At 64.7% G+C, this 19,058-nt stretch carries 15 protein-coding genes; all 15 read right to left on the reverse strand.

Going from position 1 to position 19,058, the window contains the following annotated elements:
* Nucleotides 1–146 precede the first annotated feature (146 nt).
* Nucleotides 147–1,094, reverse strand: coding sequence for a UDP-3-O-acyl-N-acetylglucosamine deacetylase (lpxC, locus tag EJ068_RS04060; RefSeq protein ID WP_126082002.1), 948 nt, complete (start codon nucleotides 1,092–1,094; stop codon nucleotides 147–149).
* A 355-nt stretch (nucleotides 1,095–1,449) separates the two neighbouring features.
* Nucleotides 1,450–3,117, reverse strand: a complete 1,668-nt coding sequence (gene ftsZ, locus EJ068_RS04065) for a cell division protein FtsZ (RefSeq protein WP_127250294.1) — start codon at nucleotides 3,115–3,117, stop codon at nucleotides 1,450–1,452.
* A 67-nt stretch (nucleotides 3,118–3,184) separates the two neighbouring features.
* The gene (gene ftsA, locus EJ068_RS04070) at nucleotides 3,185–4,492 is read right to left on the reverse strand and encodes a cell division protein FtsA (protein WP_042637743.1); all 1,308 of its coding nucleotides are present in this window, start codon (nucleotides 4,490–4,492) and stop codon (nucleotides 3,185–3,187) included.
* Nucleotides 4,489–5,433 (reverse strand): cell division protein FtsQ/DivIB, encoded by a 945-nt coding sequence (locus EJ068_RS04075; RefSeq protein WP_128298262.1) that lies wholly within the window; start codon nucleotides 5,431–5,433, stop codon nucleotides 4,489–4,491. The genes ftsA and EJ068_RS04075 overlap by 4 nt, the downstream gene beginning before the upstream one ends.
* Nucleotides 5,421–6,347 (reverse strand): D-alanine--D-alanine ligase, encoded by a 927-nt coding sequence (locus EJ068_RS04080; RefSeq protein ID WP_127250292.1) that lies wholly within the window; start codon nucleotides 6,345–6,347, stop codon nucleotides 5,421–5,423. The genes EJ068_RS04075 and EJ068_RS04080 overlap by 13 nt, the downstream gene beginning before the upstream one ends.
* Nucleotides 6,348–6,828: 481 nt before the next feature.
* The gene (gene murB, locus EJ068_RS04085; RefSeq protein WP_127250291.1) at nucleotides 6,829–7,794 is read right to left on the reverse strand and encodes a UDP-N-acetylmuramate dehydrogenase; all 966 of its coding nucleotides are present in this window, start codon (nucleotides 7,792–7,794) and stop codon (nucleotides 6,829–6,831) included.
* Nucleotides 7,791–9,197 (reverse strand): UDP-N-acetylmuramate--L-alanine ligase, encoded by a 1,407-nt coding sequence (murC, locus tag EJ068_RS04090; RefSeq protein ID WP_127250290.1) that lies wholly within the window; start codon nucleotides 9,195–9,197, stop codon nucleotides 7,791–7,793. Before murC ends, murB begins: the two co-directional genes overlap by 4 nt.
* Nucleotides 9,194–10,318 carry an undecaprenyldiphospho-muramoylpentapeptide beta-N-acetylglucosaminyltransferase gene (gene murG / locus EJ068_RS04095; RefSeq protein ID WP_127250289.1) on the reverse strand — a complete coding sequence of 375 codons (1,125 nt, stop codon included), beginning with the start codon at nucleotides 10,316–10,318 and terminating at the stop codon, nucleotides 9,194–9,196. Before murG ends, murC begins: the two co-directional genes overlap by 4 nt.
* 6 nt (nucleotides 10,319–10,324) lie before the next feature.
* The gene (ftsW, locus tag EJ068_RS04100) at nucleotides 10,325–11,476 is read right to left on the reverse strand and encodes a putative lipid II flippase FtsW (protein ID WP_127250288.1); all 1,152 of its coding nucleotides are present in this window, start codon (nucleotides 11,474–11,476) and stop codon (nucleotides 10,325–10,327) included.
* Nucleotides 11,476–12,879, reverse strand: a complete 1,404-nt coding sequence (gene murD, locus EJ068_RS04105; protein WP_127250287.1) for a UDP-N-acetylmuramoyl-L-alanine--D-glutamate ligase — start codon at nucleotides 12,877–12,879, stop codon at nucleotides 11,476–11,478. Before murD ends, ftsW begins: the two co-directional genes overlap by 1 nt.
* Before the next feature lie 11 nt (nucleotides 12,880–12,890).
* Entirely contained in the window at nucleotides 12,891–13,973 is a 1,083-nt protein-coding gene (gene mraY / locus EJ068_RS04110; protein ID WP_042637735.1) for a phospho-N-acetylmuramoyl-pentapeptide-transferase, read from the reverse strand.
* Nucleotides 13,974–13,999: 26 nt separating this feature from the next.
* The gene (locus EJ068_RS04115; RefSeq protein WP_127250286.1) at nucleotides 14,000–15,433 is read right to left on the reverse strand and encodes a UDP-N-acetylmuramoylalanyl-D-glutamyl-2,6-diaminopimelate--D-alanyl-D-alanine ligase; all 1,434 of its coding nucleotides are present in this window, start codon (nucleotides 15,431–15,433) and stop codon (nucleotides 14,000–14,002) included.
* Complete coding sequence (locus EJ068_RS04120; RefSeq protein ID WP_127250285.1) at nucleotides 15,430–16,884, reverse strand: UDP-N-acetylmuramoyl-L-alanyl-D-glutamate--2,6-diaminopimelate ligase; 1,455 nt, start codon at nucleotides 16,882–16,884, stop codon at nucleotides 15,430–15,432. The genes EJ068_RS04115 and EJ068_RS04120 overlap by 4 nt, the downstream gene beginning before the upstream one ends.
* A gap of 54 nt (nucleotides 16,885–16,938) precedes the next feature.
* Entirely contained in the window at nucleotides 16,939–18,663 is a 1,725-nt protein-coding gene (locus EJ068_RS04125; RefSeq protein WP_126081990.1) for a penicillin-binding protein 2, read from the reverse strand.
* Complete coding sequence (locus EJ068_RS04130) at nucleotides 18,660–19,055, reverse strand: hypothetical protein (protein WP_127250284.1); 396 nt, start codon at nucleotides 19,053–19,055, stop codon at nucleotides 18,660–18,662. The genes EJ068_RS04125 and EJ068_RS04130 overlap by 4 nt, the downstream gene beginning before the upstream one ends.
* Nucleotides 19,056–19,058: the final 3 nt, after the last annotated feature.

Below are 19,058 nucleotides of genomic sequence, written 5' to 3' on the forward strand. Positions count from 1 at the left end.
TTATCCCCGTGCCCGGCAACGCTATGTCCGGCCAATCGCACATTTTTGTGGCGGCCTGGCGCTGCGACCGAGGTTGTGCACTTTCAGCGATTCGTGATGCAATCGCGCAACACAACCTGACTATAACGCCAGAAAACGGTTAAAAATCAGATCACCCAGGGTGCGTAGACCGGCCGGCTGACGGCGATCATCTCGGCGACGCGGCCACGCTCGCGGCGCCGGGTCTCGACGATTTCGAAGGCGGTGTGGTCGGAAAGCAGCCGGCGCAACGCAGACGCGTTCATCCGGTGGCCGCCGCGATAGGAGCGGAAACAGCCAATGAAGCGCGCGCCGGCCAGCGCCAGATCGCCCATGGCATCGAGCGTCTTGTGGCGGGCGAACTCATTGGGATAGCGCAACCCGCCGACATTGATGACGCGGTTGTCGTCGCCGATAACCAGCGAGTTTTCGAGCGACGAGCCGAGCGCGTAGCCGGCGGCCCAAAGCCTCTCGACATCCTTCATGAAGCCGAAGGTGCGGGCACGCGCGATGTCGCGGCGGAAGATGTCGGGGTTGATATCGGAGGCGAATTGCTGGCGGCCGATGGCCGGGCTTTCGAAATCGATCTCGACCTCGAACCGCGTGCCGTCATAGGGGCGGAATTCCGCCCAGGACGCGCCGGCTTCCACGCGCACCGGCTTGACGACGCGGATATAGCGGCGCTTCACTGCCAGCGTCTCGATACCCGCCTGGTCGAAGGCTTCGACGAACGCCATGGCGCTGCCGTCGAGTATCGGAACTTCCGAGCCGTCGATCTCGATGATGAGATTGTCGATGCCGAGGCCGAACACCGTCGCCATCAGATGCTCGACGGTGCCGATATGTGCGCCGGCCGGATCGCCAAGCATGGTGCAAAGATCGGTGGCCCCGACTTCCGCAACCAGGGCGCGGAGCTCACGGGTTTCGCCGCCGTTCGAAAGATGGAAGACAATGCCCGTATCGGCGTCGGCCGGCAGGAAATGAACGGTGACGGTCTTGCCGCTATGGACGCCGATGCCAGTCAGCGTCGCGCGCGATTTCACTGTCGTCTGATAGTCGTGCAAGAGTAACCCCATACGCCCAAAATGCCTGCGTCCGCTCCATCGGCCTTGGGTATCTTGCAGCCAGTGAACGGTCTGGCGCTCGCATGGAATGCGGCAAAATAAGCAAGAGCACGCGGCTCTGTGTGATCGGCAGGCAGGGCTACTCCCCGAATCCCGGCAAACCGACTTTAGTCCGTGGCGAAGATAGTGGCCCGCCCTGGAGACTCCAAATCACGGTTTCTTACCCCGTGTAACCACGGGATTTTGTTAAAAATAGATCGTAAGCGATTGTTTTTGATATGTTTTGCAAAGCAACAGGCAGACGGTTTCTCGTCTGCCTGTTAACAACCGTTATATATCGTTAACGATCGGCGGTGCGCCGTATCGCTCAGTTGGCCTGACGGCGCAGGAAGGCCGGGATTTCCAGCTGGTCGTCTTCCTGGACCGTGCGGGCCTGCGGCGTCAGCCGGCCCTGATCGTCGAGCTGGCCGCGGCGCGGCGCGTAGAGCGCAGGATCCTGGCTGGCGAGGCGGCGCATCTCGGGCGCTGCCTGGCGCAGCTTCGGTTCGCGCGGCTGCGCCGGCTGGAGCCGGGCCGGCTCTTCCTCGCGGCGGGTAAGGCCGTTGGTCAGCCGCTTGATCAACCCCATCGGACCGCTGTTCTCATGGTCCGCCGGGCGGGTCTTGGCTTCGACCTCAGCCCTCACCACCGGCGGGAAATCCTCCACGCGCGGCATACGCTGCGGAGCGGCGGCCACCGGCTGCGGCATCTCGCGCTGTGGCGCGGGCTGCTGCATGACCTGCGGCTGCATCACCGGCTGCGGCTGCGGTTGCGGCTGGGCTGGCGGAGCCTGGAAGATCTTGCTCTGCGGCCGGAAGTCGTCGACCGGCGCGGGGCGCGGCTGCGCCATGGCGGCTGCGTTTGCCTCGGCAAGCTGGATCGCCTCGGCGACCGGATCGACCGCGCGCAGCTCGTAGGCCTGCGGCTGGACCGGAGCGGGCCGGATTTCAGCGACCGGAGCCGCCGCCGGGCGAGCGGCCGGCTTCTGCGGCGCGCGGATCGAGATCGGCGCCGCGGCGATTTCGGCGGCCGACTTGTCGATGCCGGTGGCGACGACCGACACGCGGATCACGCCTTCCAGCTCCTCGTCGAAGGTGGCGCCCAGGATAATGTTGGCGTCCTGGTCGACCTCCTCGCGGATGCGGGTCGCGGCCTCGTCCACCTCGAACAGCGTGAGGTCGCGGCCGCCGGTGATCGAGATCAGCAGGCCCTTGGCGCCCTTCATTGAGGTCTCGTCGAGCAGCGGGTTGGCGATCGCGGCTTCGGCAGCGGCCATCGCGCGCCCTTCGCCCGAAGCTTCGCCGGTGCCCATCATCGCCTTACCCATCTCGCGCATCACCGAACGGACGTCGGCGAAGTCGAGATTGATCAGGCCTTCCTTGACCATCAGGTCGGTGATGCAGGCGACGCCCGAATAGAGCACCTGGTCGGCCATGGCGAAGGCATCGGCGAAGGTGGTCTTGTCATTGGCCAGCCGGAACAGGTTCTGATTGGGGATGACGATCAGGGTGTCGACGCATTTCTGCAGCTCCTCGATGCCCATGTCGGCCGTCTTCATGCGGCGCTGGCCCTCGAAGTGGAACGGCTTGGTGACGACGCCGACGGTGAGGATGCCCTTCTCGCGCGCCGCGCGGGCAACGACCGGAGCGGCGCCCGTGCCGGTACCGCCGCCCATGCCGGCGGTGACGAAGCACATATGGGTGTTGGACAGATGATCGATGATCTCGTCGATGCACTCTTCCGCCGCCGCGCGGCCGACTTCCGGCTGAGAGCCGGCGCCGAGGCCTTCGGTGACATGCGCGCCAAGTTGGATCAGCCGCTCAGCCTTCGACATGGTCAGCGCCTGTGCGTCGGTGTTGGCCACCACGAACTCGACGCCGCGCAAGCCGGCGGTGATCATATTGTTGACGGCATTGCCGCCGCCGCCGCCGACACCGAACACGGTGATGCGGGGCTTGAGCTCGGTGATGTCCGGCTTTTGCAGATTGATGGTCATTGTCTCCGTCCTTTGCCTTTCCCGCCGCCTCGCCGCTGCGGCCGCCTATGGGGCTGTCCCCGTCAAATTAAAAACTGTCTCTCAACCACTGACTCATGCGATGCAGTCTTCCGCCCGTCCCGGTCATCCTGAAACCGGAAAGTCCTTTCGCCGAATGGCTCTCGAAGCTCGCCATCTGCGGGTAGATCATCAATCCGACCGGGGTCGAGAACGCCGGTCCCTTGGCCGCCTCCGGCAGGCCCGCCACGCCGAGCGGACGGCCGATGCGCACATTGCGCCCGAGAATGCGGCGCGCCGCTTCCGGCAGGCCGGCGAGCTGGCTGGCGCCTCCGGTGAGCACGACGCGCTTGCCGACGGCATTGCCGTAGCCGGACTTGTTCAGCCGGTCGCGCAAAAGCTCGAGCGTTTCGTCGATGCGCGCACGGATGATGCGCGTCATCACCGAGCGCGGTATCTGCGACGGCACATCGCCTTCCTCGCCGATCGGCTGGATCGAGACGAGGTCGCGGTCGTCGGCGCTTCCGGGCAGCGCCGAGCCATGCATCACCTTCAGCCGCTCCGCGGCATCGAGTGAAGTCGACAGGCCCTTGGCCATGTCGAGCGTCACATGGTTGCCGCCGATGGCGATCGCGTCGCCATGGATGAACTTGCCTTCCGAGAAGACCGAGATGGTCGTCGTGCCGCCGCCCATGTCGATGCAGGCGGCGCCCATTTCGAGTTCGTCGTCGACCAGCGAGGCAAGCCCGCTGGCATAGGGCGTCGCCACCATGCGCTCGACCGACAGATGCGAGCGGTTGATGCAAAGCTCGAGATTGCGCATCGGCGCCGCATCGCCCGTCAGCACATGCATGTCGACGCCGAGCGCATCGCCCACCATGCCGCGCGGGTCGCGCATGCCGCGCTCGCCGTCGAGCGAGAAGCCGACCGGCAGCGAATGGATCACTTCGCGCTCGGCCCTCAGCGCCTGCTTGGCGCCGGCGGCGAGCACGCGCTTGATGTCGACTTCCTCGACCTGATGACCACCGAGATTGATCGTCGCCGAAAAGGCTTCGCTCTTCAGCCGGCCCGCCGTCATGTTGACGATGAGGGAATCGACCGTGAGCCCGGCCATGCGCTCGGCGGCGTCGACGGCAAGCCGGATGGCATGCTCGGCGCGATCGAGGTCCACCACGACGCCGGACTTCACGCCCTGCGATTTCTGGTGGCCGATGCCGATCACCTGGATACGATGCGAGCGTCCGCGCAGAAGCTTGCCGTCCTCGTTCGGCTTGAGCTTCGCAACCACGCAGCAAACCTTGCTGGAACCGACGTCGAGCACCGTGAGTATGCCCGACCGGCGCGAAGAAGCGTCACCGCCGCCGCCAAGCCAGCTCATATCTTCGTCCCCGTCTTGCGCTTGGCCGGGTTCTTCGGCTTGTCGCTGAGCGCGGCTTCGCGCTGCGTGGCCGCCTCCGGCGAAAGCTCCACGACCAGCCGGTCGGGGAGCCGCATGTCGACGGCGGCGATGTCGCGCGTCAAAAGCCCGTTGTCGTGGTCGATCTTGACGAGCTCGGCGATCGCCTGGTCCTCGTCGTCTTCCGGCAGCTTGATCGTGATGCCGTTCTCAAGCCGCATGTCCCAGCGGCGCTCGCCGACACGGATATAACCTTTGACCCGCGCCGCAAGCTCGGGATAGCGCTTGATCTTGTTGAGAAAGGCCGGCGCCATGGCCGGCGCGCCGCTACCGATGATCAGCGGCAGCAGCGCCTGCTTGCCGCCCGAGAACGGCGCGATCACCTCGCCGGACCGCTCGATCACCGAAACCGATGCGCCCTGCTGCCAGAGCGCGAAGGGCTCGCGCTCCTCAATGCGCACTTCCAGCGTATGAGGGTAGATCTTGCGCACCGCCGCGCCCTCGACCCAGGGCAGCGTCGCGATGCGCTCGCGCGCAGCCTCGGCATCGAAGCCGATCAGCGACGTCCAGCCGTCGAGGCCGAGCCGGTCGAGCACGTCGATCTCGGACGTCTGACGGTTGCCGACCACCTTGATCTGATCGACGGCAAAGCCGGTGCGGGCCGTGATGCCCTGCACGACTCTGTCGGAGTAGCCGCCAAGAAAAGCGCCATAGGCGCTGCTCGACGCGATGAGCGCGGCGGAAAGGATCGCTGCCGAAAAGCGCGGCGCCTCATACTCGCCGCCGCACAGGCGCGCCAGCACGCGCACCGGCCGGCGAAGCTGACGCGGCAAGACGAAACGGTCGAATGACAGCGGCACGCCGAACAGCGCGGGACCAGCCGCGTTGCCGCCATTACCCTGTCCCCACCTCAACGCAGACACGAAGCGTCCTCCACCATCCAACTCAACAAATCGCCGAACGAGTGTCCCGCTTGCGCGGCGATTTCGGGCACCAGAGACGTCGGCGTCATGCCCGGCTGAGTGTTGACCTCGAGCCAGACAACCTCGCCGTTTTCGGAGTGACGGTCGTCGTAACGGAAATCCGATCGGGAGACGCCCCGGCAACCAATGGCAAGATGAGCCTTGAGGGCCAGTGTCTGTATTTTTTGGTAAATATTCGGTGAAATTTTAGCAGGGATTTCGTGTTTTGATCCGCCAGGCACGTATTTTGAGTCGTAGTCGTAGAAGGTATGCCCGGTCGGAATGATCTCGCAGACGCCGAGCGCCACATCGCCCATCACCGCGCAGGTCAATTCGCGCCCATGGATGTAGCGCTCGACCATGACCGTCTCGCCATATTGCCATTCGGTTGAGCCGATCACCTGCGGCGGATGCGACTGCCCCTCATGCACGATGACGACGCCGAAGCTCGACCCCTCATTGACCGGTTTGACCACATAAGGCGGCTTCATCGGATGCACATCCTTGACGGCGAAGCGATTGACCACCTTGGATTCCGCGACCGGAATGCCGGCCGCTTTGGCAACCTTCTTGGCCTGCTCCTTGTTCATGGCCAGCGCCGAAGCGAGCACGCCCGAATGGGTGTAGGGAATTGCGAGATATTCGAGAATTCCCTGGATGGTGCCGTCCTCGCCGAACGGGCCATGCAGCGCGTTGAAGGCGACGTCGGGCTTGAGCTCGGCAAGCACCGATCCAACATCGCGCGAAACATCGACGCGGGTGACCTGATAGCCTTCAGTCTCGAGCGCATCCGCACACGCCTTCCCCGAGGATAGAGACACGGGCCGCTCCGAGGAGAATCCACCGAGGAGAACAGCCACATGCTTCTTCTTCATTTCCCATCATCCCCTCTCACGCCGGGCCTGCAACCGATATTCCCGCACCGCATTCCCGAGCATTGAGTCCGAGCTTCCGGCAGGTTGCCCCCCCAGACGGAAAACGCGGCTGAACGCGTCGAACGACTCAAATTAGGAAACGCTTCAGGGCAGAGAATCAGAGAGTTGATTCGCTGGCAAGTGCCTATGATTCCGAGAGATTCACTTTCCGCGAAAACAGCCGAGAAAAGTGTGTTGTTGAGTCTTTGCAGCAACGGTTGAGGCCGCCGCGAAGCACCGAAGTTCAAGTAGTACTTGAACTAACGAGTTCGCTGAGGTGCGTTGAGATTCAGGTCAGGCCGAGCCGGAGTCGAAGACGGGCGCGAAGCGACCAAACAAGGTGGCATCCGAGAACCGGAGCGGAGCGTACTAAAGTACGTGAGCACCGGAAGCGCAGGAAGCCGCCGTTTGCAGGCCGGCCTCACCTGAATATCAACGCACCTCAAAGGAGTTGCCCGAGGAACTCCTGCACCTCATGACCGGGCCGGAAATTGCCGAGGCGCTTGATCTCCCAGTGCAGCCGGATGCCGGAATTCTCGAGCACACGCGCGCGCACCGTCTCGCCAAGATATTCGAGGTCATAGCCGGTCGCGGTGCCGGTGTTGATCATGAAGTTGCAATGCATCGGCGACATCTGCGCGCCGCCGATCATCAGCCCGCGGCAGCCGGCCTTGTCGATCTCCTTCCAGGCCGAGGTGCCTTCCGGATTCTTGAAGGTAGAGCCGCCGGTTTTCTCGCGGATCGGCTGCACCGTCTCGCGATGGTTCTGCACGGCATCCATCGCCGCCTTGATCGCCGCCTTGTCTTCCGGAAACCCCTCGAAAATGGCGGAGGTGAAGATCAGTCCGGCGGGCGCGGACGAGTGGCGGTAGGTATAACCCATATCGGCATTGCTGAGCGTGTGAAGATTGCCCTTACGGTCCAGCGCCGTCACCTCCACCACGCGCTCCCGGGTCTCAACGCCGTTGGCGCCGGCATTCATCCTGAGCGCGCCGCCAATGGCGCCGGGGATGCCGTGATAGAAATGGAAGCCGCCGATCCCGGCTTCATGCGCCACGGCGGCGACACGCTTGTCAGGTGTTGCAGCACCCGCCTTGATCGTGGTCGGTCCGGTGGCCTCGGCCTCGCCGAAACCCTTGGCAGAGAGCCTGACGACGAAACCTGGAATGCCGCCGTCACGCACCAGGAGATTCGAGCCGACGCCGACCACCATGACCGGTATCTCTTCCGGCACCGCGCGCAGGAAGGCGGCGAGGTCTTCCTCGTCGGCCGGCTGGAACAGCGCCTCCGCCAGGCCGCCGGCGCGGAACCAGGTGATCTTGTCCATCTCGGCGTTCGGCGTGATGCGGCCGCGCAGGCCCGAAAGCTTGTCGCCGAGCTTGTCGATGAGATCCTGGCCGCGCATCATGAGGGCGTCCCGCCAAGTTCCTTGGGCAGCGCGTAAGCCCATTGCGTTATGTTGCCGGCGCCGAGGAAGACGACGAAATCGCCGGGCTTGGCAAGATCGCGAACGGCTGGCGCGATCGCCGCCGGCCCATCGATATAGCGCGCGTCGCGATGGCCGCCGGAACGGATGCGCGCAACCAGCGCATCGGAGGTCACGCCTTCGATAGGCTCCTCGCCTGCCGCATAGACCGGCGCCACCATCACCGTATCCGCGTCGTTGAAGCAGACGGAGAATTCGTTGAACAGATCGTGCAGCCTGGTGAAGCGATGCGGTTGCGCGATGGCAATCACACGCCCTTTGGTGGCGCTGCGCGCGGCCTTCAGCACCGCCGCGATCTCCACCGGATGATGGCCGTAATCGTCGAACACCTCGACACCGTTCCACGAGCCGGTGTGTGTGAAGCGCCGCTTGACGCCGGCGAAGGACGACAGACCCTTCTTGATCGCGTCATCCGACAGGCCGAGCTCGTGCGCGACCGCGATCGCCGCCGTCGCGTTGGAGACGTTGTGCTTGCCGGGCATAGGCAGGCGCAGGCCGGTTATCGTCGCGGTGCCGCGCCCCTTGCGGTCGCGGATCAAGACGTCGAACTCCGAGATCGCGCCCAGCATGCGATGGTTGGTGAAGCGAACATCGGCCTGCGCGTTCTCGCCATAGGTGATGACGCGGCGGTCCTCGATGCGGCCGACCAGCGCCTGCACCTCCGGATGATCGGTGCACATCACGCCGAAGCCGTAGAACGGCACGTTCTCGACGAACTGGCGGAAGGCCTCGCGCACCTTGTCGAAGCTGCCATAATGGTCGAGATGCTCAGGATCGATATTGGTGACGACGGCGATGTCGGCCGGCAGTTTCAGGAAGGTGCCGTCGCTCTCATCCGCCTCGACCACCATCCACTCGCCGTCGCCCATTCGCGCATTGGTGCCATAGGCGTTGATGATGCCGCCATTGATGACGGTCGGATCGAGCCCGCCGGCCTCGAGCAGCGTCGCCACCATCGAGGTGGTGGTCGTCTTGCCATGCGTGCCGCCGATGGCGACCGCCTGGCGAAAGCGCATCAATTCGGCCAGCATCTCGGCCCGGCGCACGATCGGAAGCAACTTCTCCCGCGCAGCCCTCAGTTCCGGGTTGGATTTCTTGATCGCGGTCGAAACAACGACGACTTCGGCATCGCCGAGATTCTCCGCCTTGTGGCCGACGAAGCATTCGATGCCCTTGTCGCGCAGCCGCTGCACATTGGCGCCGTCGGCCTGGTCGGAACCCTGCACCTTATAGCCGAGATTGTGCAGCACCTCGGCGATGCCACTCATGCCGATGCCGCCGATGCCGATGAAATGCACAAGGCCGATCGTCTGCGGCATCTTCATGCGCGCGTCCTCCTATAGTCCGAAACCGTTTTGCCGGACGCAATAGCCTCTGTCAGATCGGCGAGCAACCGTGCCGCGTTCGGTTTCCCGGCCGAACGGGCTGCGGCGGCCATGGCCGCCAGCCGGTCCGGGTCCTGCATCAGCCCGCCGACCAGTTGCGCAATCCGTTCGGCCGACAGTGTCGACTGCGGATGGAGCTCGGCGCCGCCGGCGGCGGCAAGGGCCGCGGCATTCGCCGCCTGATCGTGGTCGAGCGCGTGCGGATAAGGAACCAGCAGCGCCGGCCGACCGATGACCGCGATCTCCGAAACCGTCGAGGCGCCGGAGCGCGACATCACCAGATGCGCCGCCGCCATGCGCGCCGCCATGTCGGTAAAGAAGGGCGAGACCTGGACGTCGACGCCGAGCTCGGCATAAGCCGCCTTCACCCGCGCAACATCCTCCGCGCGGGCCTGTTGCGTGATCACCAGGCGCCTGCGCAGGTCTTGCGGCAACAGCGCGACCGCCGCCGGAACCGCATCGGAAAAGAACTGCGCGCCCTGGCTGCCTCCGAACACCAGCAGGCGGAACGGCTCGCCTTCGTTCGATGCCGCATAGGGCGTCTTCGCTGCCTCGAGCACCTGCGGCCTGACCGGATTGCCGGTGGTCACCGTCTTTGCGCCGTCGGCGCTCGCGCCTTCCGGCAGGAAGCCGCCGGCAATCGCGTCGACGCGGCCGGCAAGCGCCTTGTTGGCACGACCCATGACGGCGTTCTGCTCGTGGATCAGCGTCGGCACCTTGCGCCTTGTCGCCGCATAGAGCGGCGGCAGCGTCGGATAGCCGCCGAAGCCGACGACCGCCTCCGGCTTGATCCGGGCGATGATCCGGCTTGCTTCGCGCACGCCCTGCCAGATCTTCCAGAACGCCGAGACCACGGCGACCGGATTTTTCGAGCCCAGCGTCGCCGACGGGACCGCATGGATGTCGGCGGCGGGAAACTGTCCGGAATAGCGCTCGGCGCGCCGGTCGGTGGCAAGATGCACCTTCCAGCCGCGTTCGATCAGCTCATGCGCGAGCGCCTCGGCCGGAAACAGGTGTCCGCCCGTTCCGCCGGCTGCAAGCAGGATGACACCCTTCGCCATCCCGCCTCATTCCGCCGGGATTGCGCGCTGCGCGAGGACGAAGCCCATCTGCTTGCGCTTTTCCGGACGCTTGCGCGTCAATGCCAGCACCATGCCCATCGAGACGGCGATGGCGATCTGCGAGGAGCCGCCATAGGAGATGAAGGGCAGCGTCATGCCCTTGGCGGGCATCAGCTGCAGGTTGACGCACATGTTGATTGCCGACTGCAAGCCGAAGATGGTGACGAGACCGCCCACCGCGTAGCGGGTGAAATCGTCATGCTCCTTGAGCGCGATGCTCAGGCCGCGCAGCACGATGAAGGCGAAGATCGACATGATGAAGAAGCACATGATCAGGCCGAATTCCTCGCCCGCGACCGAGAACACGAAGTCGGTATGAGCATCCGGAACAATGCGCTTGACGGTTCCTTCACCCGGCCCAACCCCGAACCAGCTGCCGTTGATCAGTGCCTCGCGGCCCATATCGACCTGAAACGTATCGCCCTCGCCGGTCAGGAACTTGTTGATGCGCAAGGCAACGTGCGGGAACACCGTATAAGCGGCGAACAGGCCACTCGCACCAGTGATGCCGAGGGCCATGATCCACAGCCACGGCAGGCCGGCCATGAAGAACATAACGCCCCAGGTGCCGGTGACCAGCATGGTCTGGCCAAGATCGGGCTGGGCGACCAGAAGAGAAACCACGAGGACCAGAAGCAGGAGGGCGAACAGATTGCCGGGGATGTCGAGCTGGCGCTTATGCTCGGCAAACAGCCAGGCGCAGATGATGACGAAGGCCGGCTTCAGGAACTCGGACGGCTGGATGGACAGGCCGGCGAGCGACACCCAACGCCGCGCGCCCTTCACCTCGACACCGACGTAGAGCACTGCCACCATCAGCACCAGCATGACACAGATCAGCACCAGCGACATGCGCCTTATCTGCCTCGCCTGCAGGAAGGAGACCGCCAGCATCACGGCGAGCGCCGGGATGGTGAAGATGATCTGCCTGGTGGCGAAGTGAAAGCTGCTGAGGCCGATGCGTTCGGCCACCGCTGGGCTGGCGGCAAAGGACAACACGATACCCAGTCCCATCAGCGACAGGAACGCCGCCAGAAACCAGCGATCGATGGTCCACCACCAGGTGGCGACAGGACTTTTGTCGAGACGGCTTTGCATCAAAGTGGCCCTCCGATGGGTTTGACACCATCAATAGCAGTCGCAGCTTGCCTGAAGGCTTCGCCGCGAACTTCGAAATTCTTGAACTGGTCGAAACTGGCGCAGGCCGGCGAAAGCAGCACCACGGCCTCGCCGCCGGCGTCGCTCGCCGCGTCATGGGCGGCATGCTCGACCGCCGCCGCCAGCGTTCCCGATATCTCGTAGGGCACGGCTTCGCCGAGCGTCGCCGCGAAGGCGGGCGCCGCCTCGCCGATCAGATAGGCCTTGGCGATGCGCGGGAAGAAGCCGCGCAAGGGCTCGATGCCGCCTTCCTTGGGCAGGCCGCCGGCAATCCAGTAGATGCGGCTGGGGAAGCTTGACAGCGCGGGAGCAGCCGCGTCGGCATTGGTCGCCTTGGAATCGTTGACGAACAGCACATGGCCCTTGCGGCCGACCTGTTCCATGCGGTGCGCCAGCCCGGGAAAGCTTTCGAGCCCTGCCTGGATTTCGCCAAGCTCGAGCCCGACCTTGAGGCAGGCAACGACGGCGGCCAGCGCATTCTGCGCATTATGCTGGCCACGCAGCGAGCCGATGCCCTCGAGGAAGGCGACGCGGCTGTAGCGGCCATGCACGGCTTCCATCAGATTGGTGCCGTCGGCGAAATAGCCGTCCGTCAAAGGCAGGCGCTTGGAAATGCGGGTGACCTGCCGCCCTGCCCGCTCCAGCCGGTCGGCGATCTGGGCGCCCCAGGAATCGTCGACGCCGACGATCGCGGTGTCTGAGCCGGCGACCAGCCTTTCCTTGATCGAGGCGTAATGCGCCATCGTGCCGTGCCGGTCGAGATGATCGGGCGTCAGGTTGAGCAGGATGCCGGCGGTGGGGTTGATCGAGGGCGCGAGGTCGATCTGGTAGGAGGAGCACTCCACCACATAGTGCCGCTTCGGTTCGGGCGGATCGAGCGTCATGATGGCGCGGCCGATATTGCCGCCCATCTGCGTGTCGCGTCCCGCCGACTTCAATATATGCGCCGTCAGCGCCGTCGTCGTCGATTTGCCGTTGGTGCCGGTGATCGCGATGAAGGGTGCCGCCGGCGCGCGGGCGATGCGCTCGCGGCAGAACAGCTCGATATCGCCGATCACCTCGACGCCGGCGCCGCGCGCCAGCTCCACCGTCCAATGCGGCTTCGGATGCGTCAGCGGCACCCCTGGCGACAGCACGAAGGCGGCGAAGCGCGGCCAATCGGCGGCGCGCAGATCGCCCGTCGCGATGCCCGCGGCCGCTGCCTTGGCGACACTTTCAGGATTGTCGTCCCAGGCCAGCACCTCGGCACCGCCCGCGATCAGCGCATACGCGGTGGCAATCCCCGAGCCGCCGAGCCCGAAGAGCGAAACGCGTTTGCCTGAGAAGGAAGCGGCGGGGATCAAGCGGGCTGGTCCTATCTGAGCTTGAGGGTGGAGAGGCCGACCAGCGCCAGGATGACGGCGATGATCCAGAAGCGGATCACCACCTGGCTTTCGGTCCAGCCGAGCTTTTCGAAATGGTGATGGATCGGCGCCATCAGGAAGACGCGCTTGCCGGTCATCTTGAAGTAGCCGACCTGGATGATGACCGAGAAAATCTCGACCACGAACAGGCCGCCGACGATGACCAGCACGATCTCGTGCTTGGTGGCGACGGCGATGGTGCCGATCAGGCCGCCCATCGCCAGCGAGCCGGTGTCGCCCATGAAGATCGCGGCCGGCGGTGCGTTGAACCAGAGGAAGCCGAGGCCGGCGCCGATCACCGCGCCGAGCACGACGGCGAGCTCACCGGTGCCGGGAACGAAATGGATCTGCAGATATTCGGCGAAGACCGCGTTGCCCGAGAGATAGGCGATGACGCCGAAAGACGCCGCCGCGATCATGATCGGCACGATCGCCAGGCCGTCGAGACCGTCGGTCAGATTGACCGCATTGCCGGCGCCGACGATGACGAAGCAGGAGAACGGCACGAAGAACCAGCCGAGGTTGATCAGGAACTCCTTGGCGAAAGGGAAGGTCAGGGACGACGAGAAAGGCGCCTGGCCATTATGCATGATCACCCAGGCGGCGATGGCCGCGATGACGAATTCGATCGCCAGCCTCGCCTTGCCGGAGAAGCCCAGATGCGACTGCTTGGTGACCTTGAGATAGTCGTCGTAGAAGCCGATCGAGCCGAAGCCGACGGTGACCAGCAGCACAACCCAGACATAGATCGAGGATAGATTCGCCCATAAGAGCGACGAGCCGATGATGCCGGACAGGATCATCAGCCCGCCCATGGTCGGTGTTCCAGCCTTCTTGAAATGCGTCTGCGGGCCGTCGGCGCGGATCGGCTGGCCCTTGCCTTGCCGCAGGCGCAGCGAATTGATGATCGTCGGCCCGAAGATGAAGACGATCAGCGCCGAGGTGATCAGCGCGCCACCAGTGCGGAAGGTGATGTAGCGGAAGACGTTGAAGAACGAGATCTTGTCCGCGAAATCGACGAGCAGTGTGAACATGGTCCTTCCGTCCCCCGGAGCCGACCTCAAGTCGGTTCAATGTTTGTGGCTTGCGCCGGAAATTTGCCGAGCAATGCCTCGACCAGCTTTGAAAAGCCGATGCCTTTCGACGATTTGACCATCACCACGTCGCCGGGCCTGAGCGCAGCGATCACGATCGGCTTCAGTTCCTCGACGCCTGCCCGGTACTCGGTCTGGACATCGGCCGGCAAAACCTCGGCCAGCGCCTGCATTTCCGGCCCGCCGAGAAAGACATTGCGCGTGCCTGTGCCGACGATCAGTTCGGCCAGCGCCGCATGGAGCTTCGCCGAATGGCCGCCAAGCTCCAGCATGTCACCCAGCACCGCGATGCGCCGGCCCTCCCCCGAGACGGGCGTAGCGTTGAGCAGCGCCATCGCCGCCGCCATCGACGCCGGATTGGCGTTGTAGCTCTCGTCGATCAGCGTGATCGGTCCATTTGGATGGTGCAGGACATGGCGCCGGCCACGCCCGCGTTCGGGCGACAGGTCGGCAAGCGCCGCCGCAACCTTGTCGAGATCGGCGCCGACGAGCTTGGCAGCACCCAGCACGGCCAATACATTCTGCACCATGTGGCGACCGGGAGCCCCGACACGCGCTGCAACATCCTGCTTGCCGATTTTGGCGGTGATGTCTGAGTGACCGGCGTAGAGCTCGCAGCCGGTCAGCCGGAAGGTTGAACGGGCATTCTCGCCGAAGCCGAAGACGTGCTCGACGCCGGCCTCCTTCGCCATCTTCTCAAGCAGCTTCCAGCGCTGGTCGTCACGATTGAGCAGCGCGGCGCCGTCGGGCTCCAAGCCCTCGAAGATCTCCGCCTTCGCCCTGGCGATCTCGTCCAGATTCTTGAAGAAGCCGAGATGGGCGGCGGCAATCATCGTCACGATGGCGACATGCGGCCTGACCATCCTGACCAGCGGCCTGATCTCGCCGGGATGGTTCATGCCGATCTCCAAGATCGCGAAGTCGCAGTCCTGCGGCATACGCGCCAGCGTCAGCGGCACGCCCCAATGATTGTTGAACGACTGCGCCGAGGCGTGCACCTTGCCGACCGCCGACAGCACATGGCGCAGCGCTTCTTTGGTGGTCGTCTTGCCGGCCGAGCCGGTGACCGCGATGATCCGGGCCTTCGAGCGGGCGCGGGCCGCCACACCGAGCTTCTCAAGGGCCGCAAGCACGTCCTGCACGACGATCATCGGCGCCGTCAGCCGGCCGAGCGAGGGCAGCTTGCCCTCGGCGACGACCAGCACGGCCGCTCCGGCCTTGACCGCGGCTGTCGCGAAATCATGGCCGTCCATCGCCTCGCCCTTGATGGCGAAGAAGGCGCTTCCCGGCTCCAGGCTGCGGCTGTCGATCGAAATACCGGTGATGCCCTCCGGCAGCGAGCCGATGGGCCTGCCTTCCATGGCTTCGACCAGCGCTTCCGACGTCCACAGCAGGTTCATGCGGCGCGCTCCTTCAGCGCATCGCGCACTTCCTCGTGGTCGGAGAAGTGGAATGTCTGAGCGCCGATGGTCTGGCCTTCCTCATGCCCCTTGCCGGCGACGATAAGCGTATCGCCGGCGCGCAGCATCGCCACCGCCTCATGGATCGCCTTGCGGCGGTCGCCGATCTCGATGGCGCCGGGCGCCGCGGCGAGGATGGCCGCGCGGATGGTCTCGGGCACTTCCGTGCGCGGATTGTCGTCGGTGACGATGACGATGTCGGCTCGCCGCGTCGCGATCTCGCCCATGATCGGCCTTTTTCCCCGATCGCGGTCGCCGCCGCAGCCGAACACCACGATGACGCGGCCCGTGGTGAAAGGTCGGACCGAGGTCAGCACGTTCTCCAGCGCGTCGGGCTTGTGGGCATAGTCGACATAGACAGGAGCGCCGGCGGCGGTGGCGCCGACGAGGTCGAGCCGGCCAGGCGCACCCTTCAATTTTTCCAGGGCGGCCAAAGCTTTATCCACCGGCGTTCCAGTCGCGATGGCAAGCCCCGCCGAGACCAGCGCGTTGGCGATCTGGAAATCGCCGGCCAAAGGCAGGTCGATCTCGTAGAGCACGGCGTCGGCCACGACCTCGGCGCGCTGGCGATGGCGCTCATGCTCCACCCGCTTCAGCGTCAGGAAATCGCCATGGCGGCCGACGGTCAGGACCTTGAGACCCGCCGCCTTTGCGGCTTTGATCGTCGGCTCCGACCACGGGTCGTCGGCAAAGACGATCGCGGGCGCGCCCTTCGGCAGCAGCGTGTCGAACAGGCGCAGCTTGGCGCGGTGATAATCATCGACCGTCGGATGGTAGTCCATGTGGTCGCGGCCGAGATTTGTGAAGGCGCCGGCCGCGAGCTTCACGCCGTCGAGACGGCGCTGGTCGAGGCCGTGGCTCGAGGCTTCCATCGAGGCATGGGTTACGCCGGCATCCGCCAGTTCCTTGAGCAACCGGTGCAGCGCCACCGGGTCGGGCGTGGTCAGCGAGCCATATTCGTTGCGGCCGGGCGCTACCACGCCGGTCGTGCCGATCGAGGCGGCGGCAAAGCCAGCCTGCTCCCAGATCTGGCGGGTGAAGGCGGCGACGGATGTCTTGCCGGCGGTGCCCGTCACGGCGACCATGGTCTCAGGCTGGCGGCCGAAGAAGCGGGCGGCGGCGAGCGCCAGCGCATGGCGCGGATCATCGACGGCAAGAACCGGGATCGACAGGCCGGAAACCGCCGTGCCCTTGCCTGTGACGATCGCGGCGGCACCCCGGCTGGCGGCATCGGCGGCATAGGCGGAGCCATCGGCCTTGCTGCCGGCAAGCGCAAAGAAGACGACGCCGGTCTTGACCGCGCGGGAATCGGAGGAAAGTCCGGTAACCTCCAGATCGCGGGAAGCTGTTCCCTCGACAGGCAGGATACCGGCTAGATCTTTTAGATGCATTGAGTCCCGTTCACTGCAACAAAATAGCGCGCAGTTGCCGGCGCGCCCCAAGAATCACTGATAGGAAACCAGCGTTGCACCATTTTCATGGCTGAAATCTGGCTTCACGCCAAGCATGGCCGCCGAGCGCCTGATGATATTGCCGGCGATAACCCCCGCATTGTTGGCGGCGACGTCCGTCATCCCGGGCTTTTCCGGATGCGGGGCGTCGGCGATCGTGAACACCAGAAATTGCGGATCGTCCATCGGGAAGGCGGCGACGAAGGTGTTGAAATTCAACTCCTTGGAGTAACGGCCGTTGATGACCTTCTCGGCCGTTCCGGTCTTGCCGCCAACGCGGTAGCCGGGAGCCCTGGCGTTTCTGGCCGAGCCCTTCTCGGCATTGAGCGTATAGAGATAGCGCATGCCTTCGACCGTCTTATCGCTGACCACTTTCTTGGCCACCGCCATCGCCTCCTGTTCGCTGCGGACCAGGAATGTCGGCTGGATCAGATAGCCCTGCATCAGCGCCGCGCAGCCGACGGCGGCCTGCAGCGGCGTCGTCGACACGCCATGGCCGAAGGCGATGGTGAACGAATTGACCTGTTTCCAGACCTTGGGTTCGGTCGGGCGCGCGACCTCCGGCAGTTCGGTCTGCATCCTGTCGAGGATGCCGAGGCGATGCAGGAATTCGCGGTGCCCCTCGATGCCGACAAGCTCTGCCTCCCTGGCCGAGCCGATGTTGGACGAATAGAGGAACACCTCCGGCAGCGACAGCACGCGGTTCTTGCCGTGGAAATCGTGAATGGCCTGATGGCCGACCCGGATCGGATGCGACGCGTCGAAGCGGCTGTTCATCGTCGCCTTGCCGGAATCGAGCGCCATCGCCGAGGTGAAGCTCTTGAAGGTCGAGCCCATCTCGTAGAGGCCCGCCGACATGCGGTTCAGCCGGTCCTTGTCCTGGGCATTGTACGGATTGTTCGGGTCGAAGTCCGGCACCGAGGCCATCGCCATCACTTCGCCCGTCTTGATGTTCAGCACGACGGCGCCGGCGCCCATGGCGCGATAGCGCTCGAGCCCAGCGGCGATCTCGTCGCGCACTACATGCTGGACGCGCAGATCGATCGAAAGCCTGACAGGCTTGAGGTCCTTGGCTATGGCAAGGCCCGACGCCTGCAGGTCGCTCAGCCCCTGCTCGTCGATATACTTCTCCATGCCGGAGATGCCCTGATTGTCGATATTGGTCAGGCCGACGATATAGGACGAGGTCTCGCCGCTCGGATAGAACCGGCGCTTTTCGGTGCGGAAGCCGAGGCCGGGAACGCCCAGCGCCATGATGTCGGCCTGCTGCTTCGGCGTCAGCTGGCGCTGCAGCCAGACGAAGCCGGCGCCGCTCTTGAGCTTGCGATAGGTCTGCTCGTAGTCGATCTCCGGCAGCACGGTCGACAATTTCTCGATCGCTTCGTCGGCATCGACGATGCGCCGCGGCTCGGCAAACAGCGACGCGGTCTTGATGTCGGTCGCCAGCACTTCGCCGTTGCGGTCGACGATATCGGGACGCGACGCGGTGACCCTGCTCTGCGGGCCGTCGGACAGGTCCGGATTCTGCAGGCCGAGATAGACAAGCCTGCCGGCAATCGTGGAATAGAGGGTGAAGAACACCGCCATCGTCATGACGATGCGGGTCCTGGCCTTGCCGCCCGTTGCCTTGCGCGCGGCGTCGACGACGATTGAGCCGTCCTCGACGGTCTTCTTCCGGCGTTTCAGCAGGTCGCCGATCCTTGGAAGCCCGCTGATCATTGCACCGTGCTCCCCGTGACGACGGGGTCCTTGTCGTCCCCAGGTCCATTGCCGGAACTGTCGGCCATGCCGCCAAGCCGCTGAGAGGAAAGGTCCTCGATGGTCAGCGGTTTCACCGGAATGTCGTCAAGGCCACCGATCTGGCGTGCGCCGACCGGTTCGAGGCCCAGCTGGCTCTTGTAGACGTCGGCAAGCTTCTGCAGCCGCGACGGCTGGGTAAGCAGGCTCCAATCCGCCTTGAGAAGATCGATCGTGTCTTCCTCGTACCGGATCTGCGCCTGGATCTTCTGCACGGACGCCAGTTGCTCCTCGGCCTCGCGCTTGGCCTTGTAGGTCAGGGCCGCGGCCGAGACCATGACGGCGATCAGGACTATGTCGCTGGTACGAAACACGTG

Origin of the sequence: Mesorhizobium sp. M2A.F.Ca.ET.043.02.1.1 (assembly GCF_003952405.1) — a bacterium.
Taxonomy (GTDB): domain Bacteria; phylum Pseudomonadota; class Alphaproteobacteria; order Rhizobiales; family Rhizobiaceae; genus Mesorhizobium.